20 protein-coding genes are annotated in these 26,124 nt (G+C 44.8%); 9 read left to right on the forward strand and 11 right to left on the reverse strand.

The features are described 5' to 3' along the window. The first annotated feature begins 60 nt into the window (after nt 1-60). From KDM92_RS09045 to KDM92_RS09070, 6 genes are all read left to right on the forward strand, one after another. Nucleotides 61-2,421 carry a patatin-like phospholipase family protein gene (locus KDM92_RS09045; protein ID WP_212684027.1) on the forward strand — a complete coding sequence of 787 codons (2,361 nt, stop codon included), beginning with the start codon at nt 61-63 and terminating at the stop codon, nt 2,419-2,421. Between the two features lie 301 nt (nt 2,422-2,722). Continuing rightward, the gene (locus KDM92_RS09050) at nt 2,723-4,066 is read left to right on the forward strand and encodes a heme-binding protein (protein WP_212684028.1); all 1,344 of its coding nucleotides are present in this window, start codon (nt 2,723-2,725) and stop codon (nt 4,064-4,066) included. Between the two features lie 71 nt (nt 4,067-4,137). Next, complete coding sequence (locus KDM92_RS09055; RefSeq protein WP_212684029.1) at nt 4,138-5,817, forward strand: ferritin-like domain-containing protein; 1,680 nt, start codon at nt 4,138-4,140, stop codon at nt 5,815-5,817. Nucleotides 5,818-5,905: 88 nt separating this feature from the next. Next, a complete protein-coding gene (gene bufB / locus KDM92_RS09060; RefSeq protein ID WP_212684030.1) occupies nt 5,906-6,853 on the forward strand; it encodes an MNIO family bufferin maturase in 948 nt (315 codons plus the stop codon). Then, nucleotides 6,850-7,740 (forward strand): HvfC/BufC N-terminal domain-containing protein, encoded by an 891-nt coding sequence (locus KDM92_RS09065; RefSeq protein ID WP_212684031.1) that lies wholly within the window; start codon nt 6,850-6,852, stop codon nt 7,738-7,740. The genes bufB and KDM92_RS09065 overlap by 4 nt, the downstream gene beginning before the upstream one ends. 142 nt (nt 7,741-7,882) lie before the next feature. Then, the gene (locus KDM92_RS09070) at nt 7,883-8,737 is read left to right on the forward strand and encodes a hypothetical protein (RefSeq protein WP_212684032.1); all 855 of its coding nucleotides are present in this window, start codon (nt 7,883-7,885) and stop codon (nt 8,735-8,737) included. 2 nt (nt 8,738-8,739) lie between these two features. Here the strand turns inward: KDM92_RS09070 and KDM92_RS09075 are convergent, their stop codons facing one another. Further along, a complete protein-coding gene (locus KDM92_RS09075) occupies nt 8,740-9,216 on the reverse strand; it encodes a YiaA/YiaB family inner membrane protein (protein ID WP_212684033.1) in 477 nt (158 codons plus the stop codon). Nucleotides 9,217-9,299: 83 nt separating this feature from the next. Continuing rightward, entirely contained in the window at nt 9,300-10,502 is a 1,203-nt protein-coding gene (locus KDM92_RS09080; RefSeq protein WP_212684034.1) for a toxic anion resistance protein, read from the reverse strand. A gap of 329 nt (nt 10,503-10,831) precedes the next feature. Here KDM92_RS09080 and KDM92_RS09085 point away from each other — a divergent pair, with 329 nt between their 5' ends. The 3 genes from KDM92_RS09085 (at nt 10,832) to KDM92_RS09095 (ending at nt 16,571) form a co-directional block, all read left to right on the forward strand. Beyond that, nucleotides 10,832-12,442: a phospholipase D-like domain-containing protein gene (locus KDM92_RS09085; RefSeq protein WP_212684035.1), complete on the forward strand. Its 1,611-nt coding sequence runs from the start codon at nt 10,832-10,834 to the stop codon at nt 12,440-12,442. A gap of 206 nt (nt 12,443-12,648) precedes the next feature. Further along, nucleotides 12,649-14,421 (forward strand): PAS domain S-box protein, encoded by a 1,773-nt coding sequence (locus KDM92_RS09090; protein ID WP_212684036.1) that lies wholly within the window; start codon nt 12,649-12,651, stop codon nt 14,419-14,421. Between the two features lie 14 nt (nt 14,422-14,435). Beyond that, the gene (locus tag KDM92_RS09095) at nt 14,436-16,571 is read left to right on the forward strand and encodes an EAL domain-containing protein (RefSeq protein ID WP_212684037.1); all 2,136 of its coding nucleotides are present in this window, start codon (nt 14,436-14,438) and stop codon (nt 16,569-16,571) included. 17 nt (nt 16,572-16,588) lie between these two features. Here the strand turns inward: KDM92_RS09095 and KDM92_RS09100 are convergent, their stop codons facing one another. The 9 genes from KDM92_RS09100 to KDM92_RS09140 all read right to left on the reverse strand — a co-directional run bounded on the left by KDM92_RS09100 (nt 16,589) and on the right by KDM92_RS09140 (nt 26,089). Next, nucleotides 16,589-17,980, reverse strand: a complete 1,392-nt coding sequence (locus KDM92_RS09100; RefSeq protein ID WP_230408254.1) for an ATP-grasp domain-containing protein — start codon at nt 17,978-17,980, stop codon at nt 16,589-16,591. Nucleotides 17,981-18,000: 20 nt separating this feature from the next. Continuing rightward, a complete protein-coding gene (locus KDM92_RS09105) occupies nt 18,001-18,384 on the reverse strand; it encodes a DUF1801 domain-containing protein (protein ID WP_230408255.1) in 384 nt (127 codons plus the stop codon). Then, nucleotides 18,381-18,851, reverse strand: coding sequence for a hypothetical protein (locus KDM92_RS09110; RefSeq protein ID WP_212684038.1), 471 nt, complete (start codon nt 18,849-18,851; stop codon nt 18,381-18,383). The genes KDM92_RS09105 and KDM92_RS09110 overlap by 4 nt, the downstream gene beginning before the upstream one ends. Nucleotides 18,852-18,891: 40 nt before the next feature. Next, nucleotides 18,892-19,320 carry a DUF2059 domain-containing protein gene (locus tag KDM92_RS09115; RefSeq protein WP_212684039.1) on the reverse strand — a complete coding sequence of 143 codons (429 nt, stop codon included), beginning with the start codon at nt 19,318-19,320 and terminating at the stop codon, nt 18,892-18,894. Nucleotides 19,321-19,456: 136 nt separating this feature from the next. Next, nucleotides 19,457-19,813, reverse strand: coding sequence for an Mpo1-like protein (locus tag KDM92_RS09120; protein WP_212684040.1), 357 nt, complete (start codon nt 19,811-19,813; stop codon nt 19,457-19,459). Nucleotides 19,814-19,905: 92 nt separating this feature from the next. Further along, nucleotides 19,906-20,649: an AAA family ATPase gene (locus KDM92_RS09125; RefSeq protein ID WP_212684041.1), complete on the reverse strand. Its 744-nt coding sequence runs from the start codon at nt 20,647-20,649 to the stop codon at nt 19,906-19,908. 127 nt (nt 20,650-20,776) lie between these two features. After that, nucleotides 20,777-21,775, reverse strand: a complete 999-nt coding sequence (locus KDM92_RS09130) for a substrate-binding domain-containing protein (RefSeq protein WP_212684042.1) — start codon at nt 21,773-21,775, stop codon at nt 20,777-20,779. Nucleotides 21,776-21,908: 133 nt separating this feature from the next. Continuing rightward, nucleotides 21,909-24,374, reverse strand: coding sequence for a glycoside hydrolase family 31 protein (locus KDM92_RS09135; RefSeq protein WP_212684043.1), 2,466 nt, complete (start codon nt 24,372-24,374; stop codon nt 21,909-21,911). After that, nucleotides 24,371-26,089: an alpha-amylase family glycosyl hydrolase gene (locus KDM92_RS09140; protein WP_212684044.1), complete on the reverse strand. Its 1,719-nt coding sequence runs from the start codon at nt 26,087-26,089 to the stop codon at nt 24,371-24,373. The genes KDM92_RS09135 and KDM92_RS09140 overlap by 4 nt, the downstream gene beginning before the upstream one ends. Between the last annotated feature and the right edge of the window lie 35 nt (nt 26,090-26,124).

The following is a 26,124-nucleotide window of genomic DNA, read 5'->3' on the forward strand; positions in this document are numbered from 1 at the left end:
ATGCCAATCACTAAACCCGAATATTCATTAATCCTCATCACAGATTGAGAGGTCGAGATTATGCAAACCCAGCACCAACTTTCCCAAGAAGTGATTGAGGCCGAGCTGGAAGAAATCAATCAACGTCAATTCTTAGACAATGACGGCAAGCTGTTATCACGTCATGAACAAGCCTTGATCGATTTTGATCGTATCTTGCTTGCACCTGAAAAACGCTCGGCAGTTCTGAATGAGGTGCTGGACGAAATTCACAACACCCAAGCGGCGTGGGATGCCGATCCTGATGTGGCACATCGAGGACTAGTTGGCCTAGCGTTTTCTGGTGGCGGCATACGATCAGCGACGGTCAATTTAGGCGTGATACAAGGGCTACGAAAACTAGGCTTACTGAAAGCGGTCGACTATCTGTCTACGGTATCTGGTGGTGGCTACATTGCCTCTTGCTACAGCGCAGTACACGCGGTTGAAACGCAACAACAATTGGAACATGCAAATCTCACAAAAGCACAAACTGACACCAAATCACACACTGAGGTAAGTACAAGTCAACACGCTGAACAAGTCAAACAAATACGCGCCCATGAGGCCTTATTTGGACACCAGCCAGGCGTTCGAGAAAACGCTGTTTTTCGCCATTTGCGCAATAATGCAAATTACATGGCCCCCGGCGGATTGATCGATGTATTACGTGTACCAAGCGTGTTCTTGCGCGGCATGTTTGTCAACTTCTTGATCGTTTTTCCAATATTGTTGGTGATGGCGGCAATCAGTGTTTTACTCATCTCTAACTCCTCAAACCCACGTCATCTAATTGCCTCATGGTTTGCTCATTTTCATTTACCTATCATTGAAAACTTCGCCATCACGCTTGCGCTAATTTATGCAACGATAGCGATGTATCTGCTTTCGCCGCTCGCCAATTTGCTACTTGCATCAATCAAACAAAAAAGGGAACTAACAACAGAAACTGAAAGTAAAAACGCGAATTGGCTTCGTCGCGACAAAGCAAGCAAAGTGTTAGGCTGGTGTATCGCTGCCATACTGAGCAGTTTCTTCATTGAGTTACAAGTCATCGCAATTCATCTGTACGGTACTGAAGTTGAAGGCCGATTTAGCTTTCAAACTTTAATTCTGTTCGGAAGCTTCTCTGCTTTCGGATTGAGTTATTTGGCGTCCAAGCTCTTGCCTAGCATCGCAAGTCTCGCATCACGACTAACCATCTATCTCTTGGGCTTGATTGGGTTTACGGTGTTCTGGCTATTCTATCTGCATCTATGCAATGACTTACTGCATATAGCGCCCTCCCCGCTAGCTGAATTTGCATGGAAGAGTCCAATCGGATTTTTCACTATTGCTTTGATTTTGTTCTTATTTAATCATTACACGGCGAACGTCAACTTTACTAGTTTTAGTTGCTTCTACCGAGATCGCTTAAGCAAAGCCTATATCTTTGGCTTAAACCGACAAGCAATGGTGCAACAAGCAGATGAACTAAAACTATCGGAATTAGATTCGACATTCGCTCCCTATCACTTGCTCAATTGCACCTTAAATCTGAATCGCACTAGTCAAGCCTACTGCGATGACCGACGTGGTGACTTTTTCTTCTTCAGTAAGCGCTACGTGGGTAGCGTCAGCACCTCTTACTGCCGCACCGAAGAATTAGAGAAACAAAATTCTGACCTCAACTTAGCCACCGCAATGGCCATATCGGCAGCGGCAGTCGCGCCAAATCTTGGAAAGAGCACTATTAAGCCATTAGTATTCATCTTGGGCATGCTCAATATTCGCTACGACTATTGGTTGGCAAATCCCACTTGGATTAAGCACAAACGAGTAGTCAAAAACCGTCCAGGTCCAAATTACTTTCTGCGCGAACTAACTAGTAACTTAACTGCCGACTCCCCGTATATCAATTTGTCCGATGGTGGTCATATCGAAAATTTAGGGATCTATGAATTAATAAGGCGAGAATGTAGGCTGATCATCGCTGCCGATAGTGAGGAAGATTTAGGCCTGACTTTTTCTAGTCTTGCAGATGTCATTCGTTTGGTGCAAATCGATTTCGGTGTAATCATCGTGATGCAAGGATTAGACAAGATTCGTAATGGTCAACAGCACTATGCGATTGGCAGTATTTATTATCGCAATGAAAAAGTGGGTAAATTAATTTACCTAAAAACCTCCTTGTTGGGTGACTTTAGCTTGCGAGATAGCTTATCGGATGAAGCCTATTTATCCTCACATTTGCGCAGCGATAATTTTGCCTTTGATCACAATCCGTATATCGCGCATTACAAAATGCAAGACCCCGCATTTCCACATCAATCTTCAGCAAATCAGTTTTATGACGAAACTCAATTCGAATGCTATCGCTCTTTGGGATTTCAAATCGCTACCGAATCGCTAGGAAGACGCTGATGCGAATTTGAATCACTAATAGCAATTCCATATAGCGCCACCTGAGGCCTTCACTTCTTCACTCAGCTCTATTCTTTAAGCGCATTCACACGTAATCATCCTTTTGATTACGTGTAATGCAAAAAAACTACTCTCTTAAAATCAGGCTCTTGCCACTGACAAAAGCCCATCCATATCTGGTAATTCTGTTTGGCATAAAAAATGCTAAAGCATCTACACCAGCCGATTTTGCTTCTCATTCAATCATAAAATAAATCGGCAAATTTGACTTTTTATCGGGTAAAAAAACGGGGGTGCCTCAATGCCAAATCAACGTATTGTGGTGCAAGCGACACAAGCTTGGACCGATACTGGAATCATGATTTCAGCAGATAACGCCGTCACAATCAGTTTTCAAACAGGTGCGTGGACTGCCGATCCGCAGACCAACCAGCAGCAACTTTATGGCCCCGCTGGCGACTCACAAATTATTGTCCCACCGACCCAAACACAGTATCCTTTGGTCGGTGCACCAATGGGCGCCTTAGTTGGACGAATTGGCGACAATCCGGTATTTCTAATTGGTGCAGGTCCGACAGAAGTACCTCGCGGCCAGACAGGTTCTTTGTCTTTGTGTATCAACGATGATATTCACGCGGTGTACGGTCCAGGGCTTGCCGACAACCGAGGTCAAATTACTGTCTTCATTTATCACAGCAACACAATACCCATTCTTACCCGCAGTATCATCAACGAACCAGCACAAACATCACCAGCGGCGCCAACGTCTAGTTTAGGCCCACTCGAATATTTAATTGGCACATGGACGAATAAACTCACTGATACAGACGATCTGCCCTACTCATACAATGTCATGCCCTTGCCTCAGCTTGATCCTAGTTCACCAACGGGCTACATACTGAAAAATTTTGCCTACTACGAAGAACTGAGCTTCAGCGCAATTCATGGCAGTGCAGCAAATCGTGGTGGAATCGGTACACAAAACTGCAATGTCTTATTCTATGAACAGCGTGTCTATTTCGCCGAAGGTCCGAATAAGAATGCTTTAGTACATGCAGAAAACGGGTCACTACTCTTTATCAACGATCAGCTTCAACTGCTTGGCCCTTACGGTAATGGTAATCAAGCAGGATTAGGAAATCAAACCGTCAAAGACAGCGTCGCGCCCTCGCAGCAGTTTAATATTATCAAGCAAATATCGGTACCACATGGCAATTCCATCTTAGCTGCGGGTAGCTATCAACAGCAGTCTGGTGCGCCATCGATTCCTGTCGTATCAAGCTTGCCAGAAGGTGTCGATACACAGCAATACACACAAATTGATCCTATTTCCAATCCCAATCCAAGCTACACACGCAATCCCAATCAAGCGCTCGCCGATGCCTTACTTGCTGCGCCAGTAACGACATTCCTTACATTAAATGTCAGCAGCAAGAACGGCGGCGGAGGTGTCACTAACATAGGCTTTGAACAGCAGCATGCGCAAGTCGAATCTTACCAATGTACCTACTGGTTAGAAGCCTTAAATGAAGCAACAGAATTCACTCAACTCCAATACTCACAAACCATCATGATGCGCTTACCGATCGGTGAGCAATTCATTCTTTTTCCACATATAACGACGAACACCTTAAGCAAAATGTAGCCAATACATCACTCAATTTTCGCACTTACCTATGCCACTCACTCCCCTGACTTTTATAGAAAGGCTCTACGATGTCTTCTAAACCAATTCATAATGCTCAGCAATTTCCTGCCGACCGATCCGCCTTGCATCAGTTATTGCAACTCGCCGTCGAGGTTGAGCTGTTTACGATCCCGCTCTATATGTCTTCACTGTATTCTATTCGTGGCATGTATATGAGTTCGTCTAGCAGTCAAGCCTTGTGGCCAGGCATAAAGCCAAACCCCAATGTAAGTAGCGCAAATCAGTATGCATACAATGCTATCTTCAGTGTCTACATTCAAGAAATGCTGCATTTACAGTTGGCAAGCAATTTATGTACTGCCGTGGGACTAACTCCTCAATTTCCGGCTCTCGATTACACCAAGTTTGGCACAACAATCCCCTGCATTGGCGACTTAAGAAAGGTCAAAGGGTATGAGGATGTCGAAGTAAGATTGGGGCCATTAGATCGCAACCAAATCAAGCTATTTCTAGCGATCGAAATGCCTGACTGGGAAGCAAACGACGATGCTCATTTACGCCCTACTACCCCATTTCCTACGGATGCTAGTGGCAAACCGGTAATCCCATCGGAATTTGGCTCAATTGGGCACCTCTACCACTGCATTCAGCAGTACTTTGATATTGTCTATGACGACAAAACGACTTTATGGGAAAAACTATTTACAGCAAATTCCGTACAAGTGGATATGTTTAATTTTAAATCCGCGAGCGCGCAACATCCCAGCAGAGAATATCCACATTTTCCGGTGACCATTGCCAGTGATGCGACTGCAAAGCAAGCACGTAAGACCGCACAAGAAATGATTACTGCGATTCTTGATCAAGGTGAAGGTGCGCAAGCTAATTCCGTAGTCCCTAGTCGATTTGTACCTGCCGAACAAAAGATGGAGAAAGACGAGAGCAAGGGAAACGCGGTAGTTCGCGCACAATGGGATAAACAAAGCCACTATGATCGCTTCGCGCTAGTTGCGTCTTGGTTAGACATGATAGAAACTTGGCCGACCTGGTTGGCGTCACGTCCGAAAGCTGGGGCCTGGACAGCAAATGACTTATTAATGGAGCCTAGCCAAGCCACGCCAGCTGAATTCGAAGCTGCTCAAGCACGTGCCTTAGCAATGAACGATCCCACTACTCCACCTGAAATTGACAATGCACTAAGCCATAGCTACTGCAATCTTCTTGCGGCAATTGAATCGAGCTGGAGCGATGCAAAAATTAGCTTCCCCGCTGCAGCTATGCAAGCTTTATCAACCCGTGTTGCTACGGTATGGGCAACTGGTGGCTCACCTAGTTTTACTCCTGTTACACCGACTGTGATTAGCAACAACGCACATGCATGCCAGGGACTTGATCCAAACTCACCAGGAACGAATAGCTGCGCCAATGCTGTTATTCATACCTGTGCTGGATCGAATAGTTGCGCCAACCAAGGCGGGTGTGGGTACCCTCCGAGTCAAAGCTTGCCTGATTTCAATTCAGCAGCGGGCAATGGAGGCTGTGGTGCGCCGATTCCTGATGCACAAATTTTTCACAGTACAAATCCAGCGATTTCTGTCGAGGGCGTTAATATTGGGGCGAGCAATGGCCAAAGTGTCTATGACACGGCCTGGCAAGTGTTTCAAGCCCGATTTGCATCCAATCCCGCAATAAAGGCAGCACAGAAACCCAAACCCAACAATTTGCGTATTGTTCTACCACCAAGTTAAGTTTTCAATTTTATGACAAGAGACTTTTGTATATCTACCTTTCCGTTGATCGTGTAAAAGTCTCTGCAATCCAAGGACCAGTCTATACATGCAAGACCCATTCAATCAATCGCGTTCAATTGAACACCGCTTGCCCAATCTTGGATATGGGATTGGACTACGTCCTTGTCACACGCAAGACCTACTGCGATATCAAGCTGGGGAAAAAATCGGCGATCACTTTGCACCAGATTGGTTGGAGGTCATCACGGAAAATGTAATGGATGATCATGGCGTCAACCGTCGGGTACTGCATCAAATTGCAGAAAGCTATCCCCTTGTGTTTCACGGTGTTTCACTCTCGGTCGGTAGCAGCGAGGCCCTCAATATCGGCTATCTGAATAAATTAAAGCAACTATGCGCAGAGTTCTCGCCAGTGTGGATTTCTGACCATTTATGTTGGACTAGCTTCGGCGGTATCAATAGTCACGACCTACTACCTATGCCCTTACATCAACACAGTTTGAGTCACCTTATTGCCAGGGTAAATCAGATTCAAGACTTTTTGGGACGCCGCCTAATTTTAGAGAATCCGAGTAGTTATCTACATTACCTTGATTCAGATATGCTGGAGTGGGAGTTCCTTAATTCACTGTGCGATGCGACCGGTGCAGGCATACTATTAGACATCAACAATATTTACGTCTCGGCATTCAACTTAGGCTTTAACGCAAACGACTACATTCAAGGTATCACCCCCGACCATGTCGTTCAAATTCACCTCGCAGGCCCACAACACTGTGGTACCCACATCATCGATACGCACGATAGTCCTGTACCTGAGGTAGTCTGGCAACTTTACACACAACTGATACGCAGAACAGGGCCTATCAGTTGTCTATTAGAATGGGATGCAAATATTCCAGAATTTCACATTCTTCTGAGTGAACTTGCAAAAGCGAGGGATGTATTTCCAATTTCAAAATCGAACACAAAAATCGAGGCGGCTGTAACGATAGCAAGGCACGATAAATTCTCTATGAGAATTGCAGTATGAACCAGCAAATTGCGCAACTACAAGAACAAATATTGAAGCATATCACTGGCGTTTCTAGCACTACCATTGATACAAATTCCCTTACAGCTTCCGCATTTTCAACTAGTTCGATTCAAACAATAGAAAATGGGGTTGATCACTTACTACGACCTAACGCACACTTACCCCCAGCCCAAGCACTCGCAATTTACCAACGTGCCTATATTGCTCGCTTACTGGAGTGCCTGCGCGCAGATTATCCTGTTTTGAGACAGTATTTAGGAACTCAACTATTCGATCATTTTGCGACCGAATATATCCAGGCTTTTCCTCCAACATCATATAGTCTGTTCGACTTAGGCAAAAATTTTTCAGATCACTTAGAACAAAGTTGTCCTGATCTTGCCTCATTTAATCAGCAAGATAAAGTAACTCACCAGTTACCAATACAAATCGCGGTAGCAGAACGGCTACGAATTCGCGCGGCACGTGCAATTGGTCTAGAACAACGCCAACTAATCGAACCCAACTACCACAACCTTCAGCATGCGAAGGCAATCGCATTATCTATTTCAGATGCTTGTGGCTTGATGTCTGCGCATCCAGCTTTACTCGATATTTTAAGCGGTGAAAATCGTGAACGAGATTATGTCAACATAGATCGCATCTATCTTGCGATCAGTCGTAGTAACTACCGAATCCGCACAGACATCCTTCAAATATGGCAGTATCATTTTCTACATTTACTTGCGCAATCAACACAAACGCCGATTTTGCTAGAGGATCTAGTCATGCACACAAGCAAGGAATCTAACCTTGATGCTGAGACGATTTATGCACATCTTTCACTTTGGTTACCAATTGCCATTAGCAGAGCGTATTTATACGTCGAATTTGTTGATACTTAAAAGATTGAATATCTCTACCAACTTAGAACTTTCTTACAAATGATCGCTTAGGCACGTCCGAACAAACAATTGAGAAAAACAAGATTATTCAATGCTATGATGCATGTACGTTTTTTTCAGTTGAACTCACATTTGAACTTTCATGCAGCCATCTGATCCACGCATTGTTTCATCAAATCGTCCACCCAATCGTCGTACCGCTTTCCTCGCTGCGCGCAAAAAACAAGAGATCAATCCGACCGTACAACGTCAAGTGGCTGCAATCAAGGCTAAGCATACGCTTGGACTGCCCCTACTTGATCAAATACAGACACAATCCAGCACAGTGACTCATGTTCAGTTACATCCAAAACAAATAATCCTCGGGATCGTCGCTTCGACTTCATTTATCGCTGGCTTATTAGCAGCGATTGAGCAATCGATGCTAATTGCGAGTGCTAGCGGCTTGTGCTTTTTGCTTAGTGCAACTTGGCTTGGACTTACGCGACGTCACAATCGACAAACTAGTTCGACACAATCTACTTCAGTGGCTTTATTCACTGTTGCCAATATCATCGCATTTGATGGTGCTATTGCTGCACTTTACGGTACACGCGAAAAAGTTGAGCAGCCGCCACACGATTCTGAACTACAGCACAAATTAGATAAGTTGAAATCGATTTTGCTCTCGATCAAAGCACAGTTTGTTCGCATCCACCAATTGACAGCAAAGTCGGATGCACAGGAGGTGTTGAGTTATGACGATCAGTTTTATTTGAACGCCTGCTTACAACGATATTTACCGGATAGTCTTGAAAGTTATTTACGCGTACCGCCAGCAACACGTCTGACACATGCAGTACAAGGTGAACAAACCGCCTTGGATTTGCTGCTGCATCAATTGCATCTCTTGCATACTGAAATTGATCAACGCGAACAAGCGCTAACAAAAAACGCTGCTGAGCAATTAATGCGTCAGCAGCGTTTTTTAGAAGAAAAGAGTCGTAGCTCGCGCTAGTATTACTGGGTAGATTGCGTTGATTGAGTTGCTTGCGCCGGAACTTCGCTGGCAGTGAGGTCGGAACGTGCCATCAAATCTGCCTCATGCGCATCGCGAATTGTTTTTGCTAAGGTAAATGTGGTGCTGATCAAGAATAACCAACTGACCACCATATAATTCTTTTCCGCAGCAGGAATATTCATACGCCACAGTCCCCAAGCTGTTAATAAAACAGCGGCTGCGAACGCAACCCAGACTGTCATCACCCATGAAGGCGTATCGACTTGCCCATCACGATTATCACGTATCATTTTAGCGACTGCAAAGCAGGCGAATAAACTAAAGAACAAACCCAAAGCGACGAAAGCCCGGTCTAACTCCTGCCCAGGTAATTGAATCGTGCCAACCGCACACGCCACCACTGCGATCGCAAACGCTAACCAAACCTGCAAACGCCAAGCATTGCTATCACGATGCATAATGTACTGTGTTGCCATACTTAATTCCCCTTTTTTATAAGTCATCACTACATTCAAAAACTCATCACACCAAATACTATTTTGAAAACCTAGTTGAGCGACTACAAAGCGACTGGTCCAGATAATTCTTGCTGTGTTGCTGCACGCGCCTGTTGTTGACGATGCTTATCTAGATAGTGTTCTGCCTTTTGCAATTGCTGTTGCAGAATATGATTGTTCTGTCCCATCACATCAATTGCCTTTGAGCGAAACGTATCCATCGCATCCATCGCTTTAAATGTTTGCTCAAACATTTCTTTCAGTTTGTCGATTCCCAACATCGGATTTTGTGCAAACTGACCAACCTTATCCGCATGTTGATTTAATTGTCGGCCTGTTTCTGCGACCAAATTCTCTATCGTGCTATTTATTCCGCTTAAGGCATCCATCACTTTCATTTGATTGCCTGTTGCACGAGCTAACGTTTGCGCCACCGCCAATGCACTCATGCCAGTTGTAGCCACGCGACTACATCCATTCATCATTTCGCGGCCAGTCTTCTTTAACACATCTAAGGCCAGATAACCATTGGTACAAACTGCTTGTTGCGTCAACATATCTTGTAGATTCTGCCTTGCATAAAACAATACCTCTTGTTCTAGAGCTTGTGCACGCAATGCATCAGTAGCCTTAAGAATTTGTACGCGTTCATGCAAACGACGATCTAAGGTTTCTGCAAAGTGAATAGCGGCATTCAGCTTTTGCATAGCGTCCCATAACTTTTGGCGCGTCGCTTCAATATCAATCACATCACGTTGCATATCGTCACGCGCGGCATTTAACTGCTGCATACTCTTTTGCAATTGCCCTGCCGCGCCCTGATATTTACGAAAATAACTTTGTAATTTATTTCCATAAGGAATCAAGCCAAATATTTTTTTCGCTTGAAATAAATCTCCTTCTTTACCTGGATTTAAACCATCCAAATGTCCGCGCATCTCTTGAATCGCCTTAAATGCGGAACTATCTTCCATCCCAATAAAGTTGGCTTGCATTAAGCGACCTTGCATTAATGTGGAAGCGATCGAGATTTCCTCGCGACCAAGCGCAAAAGCGCTATCAAGCCGCGCCTTAAAACCCTCACTTTGCAGATCTTCCGTCAACAATCCATGCATAAAACGATCAACTTGCTCTTCCACTGCATTTTTCAAGTCATCGGTCAACGGAACGGCTGTTTTTGCCATTTGCTCACTAACAGGTGTCATTACCTCCGGTGCTTGCAATACAAATGTATCGTTAGAACTACCCACAATCTGCTCGGTCATCTTATCCCTTTCGGTTAGATTTAAGATATTGGCAATTTAAATTGAATATGCCTAGATAGCAACAATTACTTTGGCGCGCAATCTCAATAAACTGCGCTTAACTACCTCTGTAACTAGTTGCGTGGGCAGGAGTTTGGGATTGATTGCGATCGATTTCCACACAAGATTGAATAGTTTCAAGTTCTTACTCAAAAGGTGTCTAGATACGATACTCGTCGGCGACTTTTCAGATTGTCAGCAGAAAATTTATACGCAACTGAGATTCTACGGAATCAGTTTGCTTGTAAAATGAGAAACTACTATCAATCGTAATTTCATCTCATCTGGCTATGCGCCCTGCAAACAAACTCAAACTTAGTTTCGCCATCTTTATTTTGCTCTGTCTATTTTCTTACTTAGACCGACCATTTCCCAATTCCAAAACGGTCTACGACAGCGTGCCTTTGCCCGCAACAACGGAGAGTAATCTACAAGCGAGTTTCGAGTTTTTATCGGCCGACAAAAAGAATGCGCAATCGTGGTCATTACCAGATTACATCAACTCCGTCACCGCCGAGCATCCACAAAAAACCGGGGCGTATATTTTAGAAAATGGTTTCGAAGCACTACTCGCTCGCGCTTGGCTGGCTGACCATGCAACTAAGAGCATTGAGGTGCAATATTTTATTTGGAGCAATGACAACATCGGCACCTTAGCCTCGGAAGCCTTAATCCGTGCGGCCAATCGCGGTGTTAAAGTACGCGTCATCGTCGATGATTTACTCATCGAAGCAGAAGATAAAACCATACTCGCATTAGCCAAACATCCCAATGTAGAAATTCGCATCTACAATCCAAAACACCGCGTTGGCACCAATATTGGTAAGCGTCTGTGGAATATCGTCGCCGACTTTAAATCAGCCAATCAGCGCATGCATGACAAAACCTTCGTGGTCGATGGCTTAGTTGCGATTACTGGCGGTCGTAATATGGCAAGTGAATATTTTAATTTCCATCACGAATCTAATTTTCGTGATCGCGATTTATTAATACTCGGTAGCGCCGTCACCAAAGTCGGTGACAACTTTAATAATTTCTGGCAGCACCCATTAAGCGTTCCTGTAGAAACCATTTTTGCGGAACATCGCTTCATGCAAGCATCACCGGAAATTAGCAATCAAGAAGTAGCCAACATCTATCAACAATTGCATGCCTATGCAAATCTCGACAGTAATTTTGACCCCTTACTCAAACAAGCGATACGTAGCATTCCCGAATCATTCGAGCGCTTGTCAAAAGAAATTGTCTGGACAGATGTTGAATTTATTCATGACATACCTGGGAAAAATCGTAGTGCCGACTTGCAAGGTGGCGGCGATAGCACGCGCGCATTAGCGACTTTGGTGGATCAAGCGCAGCAAGAAATCTTGATCCAGTCGCCGTATTTGGTTTTATCCGACAAAGCAATCGCGATGATTAAACGCAGTTTAGAGCGAGGCGTAAAAATCACAATCAATACCAATTCCTTGGCTTCTACCGACAACTTACAAGCCTTTAGTGGCTATCGTAACCAGCGTGAAGAATTATTAAAGATGGGAGTAAAAATCTTTGAATTTCGACCTGATGCAGGAAGTCGAGGGAAATTACTCAACTCTCCGGTGATCGACAAATACAAACCTGCGGTATTTAGCTTGCACGCCAAATCGATGGTGATCGACAACAAAATCGCTTATGTAGGAACATTTAATTTTGATCCGCGTTCTGAGAATCTGAATACCGAAGTCGGTGTGATCATCCACAATCAACAACTCGCAGAACAACTTGTGCAAGCGATAAAACAAGATATCCAACCCGGCAATAGCTGGAACGCTGAACTCGATGATCCCGATCAGCACGTCTCATACTCGAAGCGATTTCAGGTTTGGCTGATGCAATTACTGCCACTCCGCCCCATACTATAATTGACATGTGAAAACGGAATTTACACGTAAAAAGACTTCAAGACCTAAGCATTTAAACCTCAACAGGAAAAAAGAATAAGTCTTCTTGTCATTCGTAAAAGACTTGCACATTTTTTCGATTCATTTCTAGTCAAAAATCTTTCTTCAGGGATATATGCGGCATAAATCGTGCTAGCATAAGATGCAAACTTCGCGAAGGTGGCATCATGTCAGATCACGTCAAGCTAGATGAAGAGCAGCATAAGACGGCCGATGTTCACTATCGGCTATTAGTCGACAGCATCACCGACTATGCCATCATCATGCTAGATCCAGCCGGATATATTCAGAGTTGGAATGCTGGCGCACGACACATTCTGGGTTACTCGCAAGAGCAGATCTTGACGCAGTCAGTATTGTCCTTGTTTTCTGAAGAGATACTGAACAATCACTTTCCCCCATCATTATTATGCCACGTCGCCCAACACGGACAATACGAAGTTGATACTTGGTTACACCGACAAGACGGTTCTGAATTTTGGGCTAATGTATTAATTACCGCACTGTTTGAGCCTAACGGGAAGCTAATCGGCTATAGCCAAATCATCAAAGACCTCAGCGAGCGGCGCCGCATTGATGAGCGTTTTCGACGTGTGGTTGAATCCGCACCCAACGCCATGGTGATGGTGAATCACCACGGTAGTATTGAAATGGTGAATACCCAAGCAGAGCGTTTATTCGACTACAGCCGAGCTGAGATGTTGGGACAAAAAATCGAAATCCTTGTGCCTGATCGCTTTTGTCATGGACACCCAGCAAAACGCGATATGTTTTTGCATGCACCACAATCACGACCAATGGGCGCGGGACGCGATCTGTTTGGCAGACGCAAAGACGGCAGCGAATTCCCGATTGAAATTGGCCTCAATCCGATTGAAACCGATGAAGGCATGATGGTGCTGTCTTCGATTGTTGATATCTCTGAACGCAAGCGTTTGGAAGAACGTTTTCGACGTGTCGTCGAATCTGCTCCAAATGCGATGGTGATGGTCAACTCACGAGGAAAAATAGAAATGGTGAATACGCAAGCCGAACTATTATTCCAATACGCACGTGTAGAATTACTTGGTCAACTGATAGAAATTTTGGTGCCTGAGCGATTCAGACATGAGCATCCAAACAAGCGACATCAATTTTTCGGCGACTTACAATCACGTCCCATGGGCGCTGGTCGAGATCTATTTGGACGTCGCAAAGATGGCAGCGAATTCCCTATCGAAATCGGTCTGAATCCGATAGAAACTGAAGAAGGCATGATGGTGCTATCATCGATTGTCGACATCTCAGACCGTAAGCAAAAAGAGCTACGAATTCAAGAAGCGCTCACTGAAAAAGACGTATTGCTCGGTGAAATTCATCATCGCGTTAAAAATAATCTACAAGTCGTGCACAGCTTACTTAGCTTGCAATCCTCACTAATCAATGACGAAGCGGTCAGAAACATGTTGATGGATAGTCAGAACCGCATTCAATCTATGGCATTGATACATCAAACACTATATCAATCAAATAATTTTGCGCGTGTCGACTTTTCTGATTTCTTAGAAGCCTTAATTCCTACCCTAGTCAATTCTTACTCAATATCGGGAAAAAATATCACGCTGACGGTGGATGTCGATGAAGTGTATCTACCAATCAATTCAGCAATTCCTTGTGGCTTACTCATCAATGAATTAATTACAAATGCACTCAAACATGCTTTCACAGATCGTAGCGAAGGCAGGATCAGTGTTTCTTTATCGACAAAGGATAACAAAGAAATTCAATTGATCATCAGCGACGATGGCAATGGCATTGCTGATCATCTGAATCTAGATGAGGTCGAGACCTTGGGCTTGCGCCTGGTAAATTTACTGTCGCAACAACTGAATGGCGTACTGCATATACAGCGTCAGCATCCTACACAGTTTGTTTTGCGCTTCCCACTGACTGAACATTAAACGAGGACTTCACCATGCTGACACGCGTATTAATCGTGGAAGATGAGAGTATCGTCGCTCTTGATCTGCAACGACGTCTAATTCGACTTGGTTACGATGTACCTCGCGTCGCCGCTAGTTGTGAACAAGCGCTCAAGGCCATACAAGAAGCCATGCCACATATCGTCCTGATGGATATCAATATTGCTGGTGATATTGATGGTATAGACACGGCGGCTCAAATCGATTTACCAGTCATTTTTTTAACCGCATATTCTGAAGAAAGTACCTTACAACGCGCCAAAGCCAGCAAACCTTATGGTTATCTGGTTAAACCATTTTCAGAGCGAGAACTACATGCGACCATACAAATGGCATTGGAACGCCATCAAGTCGAGACCCGCTTAAAGATGAGTGAGAACTTGCTCGCTATCGCCTATGCAAAAATGGAAAGTGCGAAGCGTGAATTAGAACTCCATGCAAGCGAGCTATTTAAAGAAAAACAACGTCTAGAAGTCACACTTAATTCCATCGGCGATGGCGTTATCACGACCGATCACGCAGGAAATGTCACGTACTTAAACCCCGTCGCTGAGAGAAAAACTGGCTGGTCATGCGCTGAGGCGATAGGTATGCCGATCTCAAGAGTACTCACCTTAATCGACGAAGAGACAGGCCTGGAGAGTGTTTCACCAATAGAAACAACACTCAAAACTGGGCAAGTTACAGGCATGGCGCATAAGAGTGCATTAGTCAATCGCAATGGCAGCCGTTTTTCTATCGAAGACTCGACTGCCCCAATGTTAGACCGCAACGATCAAATTATCGGTGCCGTAGTCGTTTTCCACGATGTCAGCGAAACCAAACGTCTGGCAGATGAGATGACTTATCAGGCTACGCATGATGAGCTCACCGACTTAGTGAATCGCCGTGAGTTTGAGAAGCGTCTGCAAAAAGCGGTACAAGGTAGCGTTCTGCATCAACAGCAACATGCACTCGCCTACCTTGACCTAGACCAGTTTAAGATTGTCAATGACACCTGCGGTCATAATGCTGGCGATGAATTACTACGTCAGATCACCGGTTTATTGCGTTTAGCTTTACGCGCTAACGACACCCTAGCAAGACTGGGCGGTGATGAGTTTGGCGTGCTACTTGAAACTTGCCCACCCTATGTAGCCTTACAAATTTCAGAAAAATTGCGGAATATTATTGGCGATTTCCATTTCAGTTGGGATGGCAAAACTTTCCCGATTAGTGTCAGCATTGGTTTAGTCAATTTTGGCGGACAAGAAGCAGAACGACAAGGCGTGCACGAGATTATGCGTTTCGCTGATTCCGCTTGCTACACAGCTAAAGATCTTGGTCGCAACCGAATTCACATCTATCAAACCGAAGATAATGCCATCACAAAACGTCATGGTGAATTAGATTGGTATACCAAGATTTGCAGTGCCCTAGCTGATAATCGCCTAGCATTGTATGGACAAAAAATTGTCGCATTAAATCCATCAGTGGATGGGCAACACCAAGTACACGTGGAAATATTATTGCGCTTGATTAATCAGGAAGGAAAGGTAATTCCACCGATGGCCTTTATTCCAGCAGCAGAGCGATATGGATTAATGCCTGAGATTGACCGCTGGGTGATCCACCACGCGTTTTCCTTTATTTCGAAAATAGCCGCACCTGAAAATGCGATGTTCTCCATCAATCTCTCCGGCGGTAGCTTAAACGACGAAAAAACACTCAACTATATTTACGAACAACTCGCGATCAGTGGTGCAAGGCCGCAAAGCATTTGTTTTGAGATCACCGAGACCGCAGCAATCGCCAATCTATTAAATGCACGTGCATTTATCGTGAGTTTGAAAGAGAAAGGCTGTTATTTCGCCTTAGATGATTTTGGCAGTGGTATGTCTTCGTTTGCCTATCTCAAACATCTGCCAGTCGATTTACTAAAAATCGATGGCTGCTTTGTCAAAGATATTATCAGTGATTCTGTTGACGCCGCGATGGTCGATGCAATCAATAAGATTGGCCATGTGATGGGCTTAAAAACCATCGCCGAATTTGCCGAGAATCAGGAGATCATCAATCAATTACAGATGATGGGAGTCGACTATGCTCAAGGCTATGGCGTTGGTTATCCTGAACCATTAACTAAATAAAACATAGCCTATAAAAATTAGCAAAGGATTGCACCAATTTTTTGCGGGTTGTCGGCTAAATCCTCATCACTAATGGTATAAACCGGCGCGAAGCCGCCACCAGGTGTACGGAAGTTAGTAGTTTGTCCTTGATACACACGCGCCGCTGTCCATTGTACGCGTGCATCATAGGTGTATTGGCGAATATCAAATTTCATCTGTTCGGGTAATGCAGGTGATCCCGAAATTCGCTGTCCCGGCGTGATGATGCTTTGTGCGATGTAATCAGCAGATAAAATTTCATCCCATACGCGTTTCGTTAATTTATCGCCGCGATACGTTGCACGCCCTCCATAACCGGCATTCGGTTTAAAAAACAAGTGGCGTCGATTTGCCCATAAACGCTCGGCTTGATCTGGACGCACAATCTCGGTACGTGGGATATTTTCTAACAGACAAGCTTGTAATTCGGGGCTCACGCCAAGTGCTTGCAATTGTTCAGGATCGGTCCAAATCGCTAAATTGGCCTTATCAGCGAATAATGCATGCACTTGCGGATGCGGCGTTAAGACAACCGCATCCGCCAGATAAGCCTGTCTTAGCGCGTTCGTATTTGCTTGTTCTAGATAAAAATCAGTCAATCGGTTGTATACCAAGTCGATCTTGATATCGCCTTGCCACAAGCGTCCTTCACGCCAAGTCAATTCTTGCGGCGCAGCGATTAGCGTATGTATGCCAGCGCGCTGAAGCAATTGTTGGAACAATAAAAATTCTGGATAGAGATACTGCTCAGTCGGCGCATCGTCGACGATCGCTATCACACGCAGTTCAGCAAACGAAGTATTCGCTTGTGCCTGTTGCGCCAGCGTCCACTCATGCCGAAACATAGCAACGATGTCTTGTTCAAATGCTTGTACAGTCGAACGATCGTGCACGATATCATCCATCACCGCACAACAAGCTCGTTGGGCGCGTGCCAACACCGCATTGAGCATGGCGCCACCAGCGTTTGTATTGACCTCGATCAGACCAATTTTTTCGTCATGTAAATGAAAGTCGTAACCGAAAAAAACACCCTTTGCAGCCTGCTTTCCATGTCGCGCAATTGCGGGCGCATTACTTAAAACCTTGTCGCGAAACGCTGGCATCGCCACCACAGATTCTATCGCTTGGATCACCGCAGTCATGGCGCTTTGCTGACTCGATGAAACAAATACAGGCTGCGCAGAGAACAGATGCGGGCAACGTTGTTCAATTAAGTCGAAAATCTCTGGCGCGGCGAGTTCCACTTTAATCGCCTGCTTTAAAGCCCCATCAGGCAAGCTCAAACAAAAGCATTGGCTGTTTAATTGTTGTATCGCTTTTGACGCTTCGCCCTGCACATGACAGGCATGACAAACTTGGTCTGCTAGATTATCCGTTGCGTTCATTTAGATATGACTGAAGTAGATTACAGGCCTTGATAGGCAAGCTTAATGTAATGCATTACATGTTTGTTTTTAATATCAGCAAGTGTCGTCAACTTGATATGTCGACGAAACTTGCCTTTACCTTCCAATACACCAAACTGATCGGGTAAACCTGCGCCTTCACCAAACTCCAATGACACATGATTCGCATACGCAAAGATCCCGCAAAACGCCTGCTCGACTGCGAACAAAATACCGCCGTATTTAATTTCTTCTTGAACTGTTTCATCGGTCGAATTACTTGCGCTGAGAATCTGTTGACGTAATGCTTGTACCAGCTCATAGCAAACTGCATTTGTCAGGCGCAAATCCTGCAAAAACTGTTCAACACGATTTTCCATGTCGTTACGATCTTGCGTTGTCATAAATCACTCCAAACTTGGCGTAAGCCTATAGCATGAACTGCAGCCAGCAACAAACAAATCGCAGAGCTGGTCCACCAAAAAAGATCACTATTCCCAACAAAATAAGGTTTTAACCAAGGAAATGCCAAGCCACGTGCAAGTAATACGATGATCAAACCGAGTAAAACCAAACGCCGCAATGGTAGTGCCATGATCAAACCAGCTGCGGATAAAGCATAGGCGGAACAAAGCAAGAGCGCAATACCAACTATCGCCGCCATCAACAAGGGTTGTGTGTGACCACGACTCAGCATCGCAACAACTGCCTCACCGGCGCCAAGCAAACGAAACAAAGGCACACCCCAAATAAGACAAGCAAAGTGTAACAGCGCGGCGACAAACGTCATCGCCGCGGCAATACTTAGATAAAGATTGTAGGTCATTTGCATAGTCTTATTTGCGTAGTCTTGTTGGGTGACTAAATTCACTGAAATTCATCCACAGCGCGATTCTTGATTTACCGAAAAATTACTTCTTCCCTTCACGCAATTTTCCCATTGCTTGCATCATTTCTTTTTGTATCGCCGGCATAATCTCGCCCATATAAACGCCAAATTTTTTCATCGCACTGGCACCTTCTTTTGATTCATAAAAGCTTGCGATCGCGTTTAATTCATCGGCCGTAAACACCTTGACCATTTTCTCTTTTGAGATCGATTCGAGAAATTCAATACGTACAATACTGCGAATATCCTTTAAAAATTTCTCTCTTTGGTCTGCTGGCATCTGCTGCGCAAGCGATGTATAAGCATCCTCTAACATAGCCGACATCGGAACACTTTTCAGATAGCGATCTGCGGCTTTCGCGCGTAACTCTGGACTATCTTGCGCAACCGCCGCCGAGGAAAAACTCGCGCACGAGAAAAATAAAGCAACAATTAAACAGTTGAATTTCATTTTTTATCTCACCAATTAAATTAAAAATACTATTCTACCGATATTCAATTAAATAAAAAGTAAATTAACTGACAAGCAAAACTTATATTTCTTCAACTTAATTTGGCTTCACTGCACTCGGTACAATTCAAGACGTTTATTCCGCATCGATTGCTTTAAACGCTCTTAACCAAGCACCCGAAAAGACGAAACGTGGAAAATTAATCCACTGCTCTATCAATAATCTAGCAATCGCATTGAACTTGCTAGTAAAAGGAACTGGCGGCAAGGCTTCTATTGCATGACCACGTCCTTGCAAGATAAGCGAAAGCAGCATCAGGCCGATACCGACTAGCGCAGCAACTAATGAAGTCGCAATCAGACTAACGACTAGGCTTAAGTTTCCTAGCCAAAATAGCGGCACGGCCACAATATGAATCATCAAATTCTTGCGTGATCGATGATAGGAAGAATAGCTGTCCCATTGCCAGCGAATCAGTTCATGCAATTGCATAGTTTTGCCTCCTTATTAGTTGATTATTGGTTGGTTTTGTGGTGCGGGTAAATCAAATAAGTACCCATTTTACGATTAACATCGATCTGCAATTATTCTGGATCGGCGTCGAGCAATTGTTGCAAACGACGTTCGTAGAAATTCAGGAAATCTTTGGTTAGTGCGTAATGTTCAGTATCCTCATACTTTACTTCTTCTATTCCGTTACCGCTAAACTGAAAAATTTTTGCATTCGGATAGGCTAGAAGAATCGGTGAATGCGTTGCAATAATCAATTGCGAATCATTTTGCACTAGCTGATGAATTGCCGACAATGCAGCGAGTTGACGATTGGGCGATAATGCCGCCTCTGGTTCGTCTAAGAGATACAGGCCTTTACCGCGTAGCTTTGTCAACAAAAGTGCCATGAACGCTTCGCCATGTGAACGTGCATGCAGTGATTTGCCACCGTAACTATCGAGGTAGCCCATCTTATCCATATAAGTGGCGACATTAAAGAAACTTTCAGCGCGTAAAAAATAGCCATCGGCTGGTCGCTTAAAACTTTGCGCCAATAGCAAAACAGAATGCAGCGGAGAAATCGTATCAGCAGTTTGAAAACGCACGCTTTTAGTACCGCCTTCAGCACTAAAACCTAGGGCGATCGCGATGGCTTCTAAAACGGTCGATTTTCCCGAACCATTTTCGCCTACAAAGAAAGTAACATCGGGATGAAACTGCAAGTTGTTGATTGCTTGCACTGCCGGCAAATAATATGGGAACTGGTCTTGATCAAACTCCGCGTCGGCGCGTATTGACACTTGTCGCAAATAGGGTTTCGCTTGCAGACTACTCATAACAGGTGCGCCTCAAATTAGGAAAGCAAGCACCTTAATGGAATACGTAAGAAAAAACAAATCGAATTTTAATATCGCTATCTAGGCAAGCTTTACATTGCAGATGAACGCAACAGATCAAAAAAAATCATCTGACGGTTTCACCAGCAATCAATATAGGTTGCCATAACACTTGTAGTTCTGACGGTGGCGTGCCGTTCTGCAAAGATAGCAGCATCTCTACCATTTTCTTACCTGCCAAATCGGGATTCGGTTGTTCTATCGTCGTTACATTGTAACCAGCCAAAGAATCTTCCATCTTGCCCCACACGATGATCGACATTTGCTTGCCGATGGTAACACCCGCATCGAGCAAAGCGCGCATCGCACCGACGCCAGCCATATGGTTATCGACAATGACGGCACTTGGCGGCGTCGCACTAGCAAGTAACTGTTGCATGGCAGCGTAACCACCACGCCGGTCATTTGAATTATCTTTGAGGTATTCTGGATTCGGCTGCAAGCCTGCATCGCGCATCACGTTCTGAAAACTATCAAATCGCTGGCGCGCAAAATTCATTTCTAATGGCGCACTCATCAAAGCAATCCGTTGATGACCATACGCGAGTAAATGTTCGACCGCCACCCGCATACCGCTCTCGTTGTCGTAATCGAACCATGCGTGTGGCTCATTGACACTAGTCCGACCATGGGCGACAAATGGCAAACCATGTTGGGCGAGATACGCGACGCGTTCATCATACAATCGAGTACGCCCCACAATCAAACCATCAACTCGGCGCTCTTTCACCATATGCTCGTAAGCACGTAATTCATTCTCTGGCGAGACTGGCGCCATGATTAAATCCATCTGGCGATATTCCAATGCCTCAACCATACCACCGACAATTTGCATGAACATGGGATCAGCCAAATCATTCGCGATCAGCGCATGAATAATACCGATCACGTTGGTACGACCTGATGCCAAGCTGCGCGCCATCGGATTGGGACGATAACCAAATTGTTCAGCGGCCTCTAAAACACGTTGACGAGTACGCGCACTGACTTCTGGATAGCCGTTCAATGCACGACTAACCGTGGTTTCAGAGATGCCGAGATTTTGTGCCAAGCTTTTCAGATTCATGGTGCCAAATTCAGTATTGATGACGACAGGCGACTTACAGAAAAGCGAAGTTTAATAGCATGCAGCATGCAGGACAAGGTATTTTGTCCGCGTCTTTGCAGATCATTAACTTCGCCAAATCAGAACATCTTAATTACCAATTCACACGAATTAAATTTGTTGATTTCGCATTTGCACGGACTTGGGCTGCAAGCAACTTTGACTCTGGGTTCCAGCTAAATACAGCTTTCTTACCGTTCACAATCACATGATTTGGCGCTTGCTCCACATTATGCAAAAACAAGGAAACCTGTTTGCTCACAGCTTTCATTTTCTTTCCATTGTGCTGCTGCATCTGAATTTGCAACGAAGATTTCCCATTGCTTTGAGTCTGCAATGCACTTGTAAAATGATGAAGACGATAACGACCTTGTTGATAGGACCGCGCTGTGACTCCATCATCTTCATACATGCTTCCCTGCGCACTGGTCACTGCTGCGTCATGATAGTAATGCAGCTCTAACGCGCTCTCATCATAAAACTGCGTACTTTGCATAGGCTTAGCCATAGGAATGAAAGCACCAGCGCGCACAAATACCGGAATATGTTCTTGCTGCACTTTTACCGTATGCTGCGTACCACCTTTGTAAACCTGACCGCCATAAAAATCGATCCAAATTCCTTGTGGGAACATCACGTCGGCCTGTTGTTGCCCTGCTTGCATAATTGGTTGCACTAAAAAATCACTCCCCCATAAATACGAAGCGGAATGAGCACGCAATTGCTCTTTATGTGGCTCAGCAAAAAATAATGGTCGCATCAAAGGCAAACCCAATTGCTGATTTTCGAACGCGAGGGTGTAATTGTAAGGTAGCAAACGGTAGCGTAATTCAATCGCAGCTTTTGCTAACTGCTTAGCCTTAGCGGCGCGAAAGATCGGTTCTGAAGCAACTTCTTCTTGTGCATGTGGGCGGAAGATAGGCTGAAACACACCGTACTGTAACCAGCGCGCATACAACTCATCGTCTAAATTTGCGCCAGCAAATCCACCTAAATCCGAGTGCATGTATGCCAAGCCTTGCATACCCATTTGCAATGCGATTTCTGGCTGCGAGCGTAGACCTCCCCAAGTACGATTCACATCACCAGACCAAGGAATCAAGCCAAAGCGTTGCGAACCAGAATAACCAGCGCGCATCAAAATAAAAGGACGTTGTGTAGGAAAATCTTTCTGATATCCCTGTGCGATTAACTTCGCCCATTCATGTCCATAGATATTGTGTACTTGATCTGCACCGAGTTGACCGTTCGCATGACGTAACTCGCTAGGATGCACTTCTGGCTCACCAAGATCACCCCAAACACCAGCAACACCTTGCTGCGCTAAACCTTTGTAGATATGCCAAAACCAGTCACGCGCTTTTGGTTGGAATAAATCAATCAATCCCGTATTACCAAAATAGAAGTCATAGGTAAAAGGCTTACCTGCGTGATCTGTCGCCAGAATTTTTTCTTGTACTGCCTCTTGCCAACGATTTGAGGTGGTCAAAATAAATGGCTCAGTGATGAGTACGGTTTTCACACCTTGCTGATTAAAATCCGCAATCATACTTTTCGGATTTTTAAAATTGTCTTGGTCGAAGGCGAGATTACCCATCGTCCCTTTCACTTCTTTACCAAACCAGTACAAATCAAAAATAATCGCATCGACAGGAATTTGCTCTGCACGATATTGGGCAATGACTTGACGCGCCTCGGCTTCTGAATGATAACCAAATCGACTGGCAAAATTACCGAACGCCCAGCGCGGTGGCAGTGGTTGGCGACCAGTGAGTTGGGTGTAATTAGCAATCAATTTCGCCCATGATGCGCCTGCAATAATTTGATAGGTTTTTCGTCCGCCTATGGTTTCATAGCTGAGTGAATTATCCTTATTGCTATCGAGATCAAGTGTGCCGATAGCGGCATTATCAAAATGGATGCCATACATCTTAGATGAATATACCAACGGTATCGCAAAGTTCATTTGACTCGATTGTTCTTCGTAGCCGTAATGCGCTTTATTGTAAAGCGGTAGTCGATGTCCGCGGCGATTCATACCTAGCGCCCGCGCCCCTGCTCCATACAAAGCTTCATTGGCATCTAAATGAAAACTTAAGCGCTCTTTATTCTTCTCAACGCTGGCTATCTTTTCATAACCCATTTTTTCCGAGGTTAATAGTTTACCTTGATAAAAATAGCTGATCTGAAATGGTGCTTTCTTTATGCGAACAGAAATACCAGTGCTTGCATAATCAATCTGCTGTGCGGTTTCTTGAAACTGCATTTTGACCACTTGCGGCTTCGCCACCACCGCATGCGATTGCTGATCAAATGCAGAAATCACCTCACCTTTAGGGATAAACTGAATCTCAACAACTTCTGTCGAATAAGGGCGGATTTGATATTCACCATCGTTCGTCACGATGACTAAATGTGCTGGGCTTTGCTTTACTTGCAGCACTTGGCGTTGCGGATTTTGCGCATAAGCAGAGCTACTTAAAACAAACGTATTAAAAGCAAACAGAATCGCTGCGGAGATGATACTCACAGGCCGAAAGTGGTGTGAAGTTTGTTTCATGGTTTACCCAAAAGAATCATTGAATGTTGACCTGCAATTTGGACTTTGCCAGATTGAACGATAACACTTTGGCCAGAGTAGTAATCGTGCAAACGCTCACCATCCCGGAACGCCGCGCTGACATCTATCGTATGCGTTTTGGCTCTAGGCAAATCGAGCGCAACGATGACCTGATCACTCACACCATCTTTTTGATAACTACGTTGAAAAACATACGGCTTCGCAGAAATTTGCTGATGTACGCCAGCGCCGACCGCAATATGCGCGGCACGGAATTGCCCTAATTTTTGCCAATGCTGGAGCAAGTCGCGGTAGGTGGGAGTAGCTTGATAGGTGAATGGCATTTGCGTCGATGTTAACGGCAAAGGAACATCTTTTTGCAGTACCGACCAATCCATCATCGATCGCAATTTCGCATCACCTTGCGCTTCGGCGATGTTTAATAATCGCGCGATCTCATCGCCGTAATAAATCTGCACAGAACCCGGCGTCAGCATCAATTTAGTTGCTGATTCAAATGGGCGTTGGCGTGCAGGATCAAACGGACTGCCATCATCATGCGAGCTAATGTAATTTAATACCGAATAGCCTTTTAAATCCTGTTGCAAGTAGTTGGTATAGCGACTAAATAGCGTTTCGTAATCTTGCTGTGCATCCGATTTGAAACCAAAATTAATCATGCTATCAAAGCCATTCGCATAATAATTGACACGACTACCGCCATCCATACGGAACTGCAAACCATCGCTGATCGGATAGTTGTATGCCTCGGCAGTCATGAAAAATGGCGCATCGCTGAGCTTCTTTTGGGGATGTGCGCGCTTCCACTCCTCAAAAGCGATATGCGCTTCTTGCTTCAATTCTTTCCAAACGCTGGCTTCTACATGCTTAACAGTATCAACACGGAATCCATCAATGCCATATTTGCGTATCCAATCGGTGTGCCATTTCATCAGATAATAACGCGGTGCGCGTGGGAAACCGGTGCGCGCAAAATACGCATCTAACTCTTTTACTTCGCGTTCATAACGTCCCTCTTGCTTCCACTTTTGTACTAGCTGCGGAGGCAAATCGACTGGCGTATCGCTCTCGGTCAAGATGTCCGGTAAGTTTTTTACCAGAGTACATTTGATTGCACCATCTGCCGTTTTATAGTCGCAGGTTGGCTCTGTACGCACCCAATCTGTAGGCCACACCGTGTCGGTTGCAGTCACTGGTCCGATATGATTCATCACCACATCAAGCAAAATGCGTATGCCATGCTGATGTGCGACTTCGACCAGTTGTTTAAAATCTTTCTCACTGCCTAAATTCGCGTCTACCTTGGTAAAGTCTTTGGTCCAATAACCATGAAAGCCATACGACTTGCCCGTGCCTTCATCAGTTCCTTCATGAATTTGCTCGACTGGCGGCGTGATCCATAAAGCATTCACGCCCAAGCGGCTGAAGTAGCCATCCTGAATTTTTGCAATCACACCTTGCAGATCACCGCCCATAAAACCACGCAAGGGCGCGGCATCGGCTTGTCGTTCGTACGCCAAATCATTTGTCTTATCTGCGTTATGAAAACGATCTGTAAGCAAAAAATAGACGGTGGCGTTTTCCCATAAGAAGGGATGTTTGCTTGCTCGCTTACTTTCAGCCGCGCTCGCATGTTGAGTCAGGCTCAGGCTCAGGCTCAATAGCGACAAACAAATTAGGGTCTTATGAAACATAAAAAATCCTATCTTAGAGAAAATACCCAAGCGAT

This window comes from Affinundibacterium baiyunense (genome assembly GCF_018139645.1).
GTDB classification, from domain to species: Bacteria; Pseudomonadota; Gammaproteobacteria; order Burkholderiales; family Burkholderiaceae_D; genus Undibacterium; species Undibacterium baiyunense.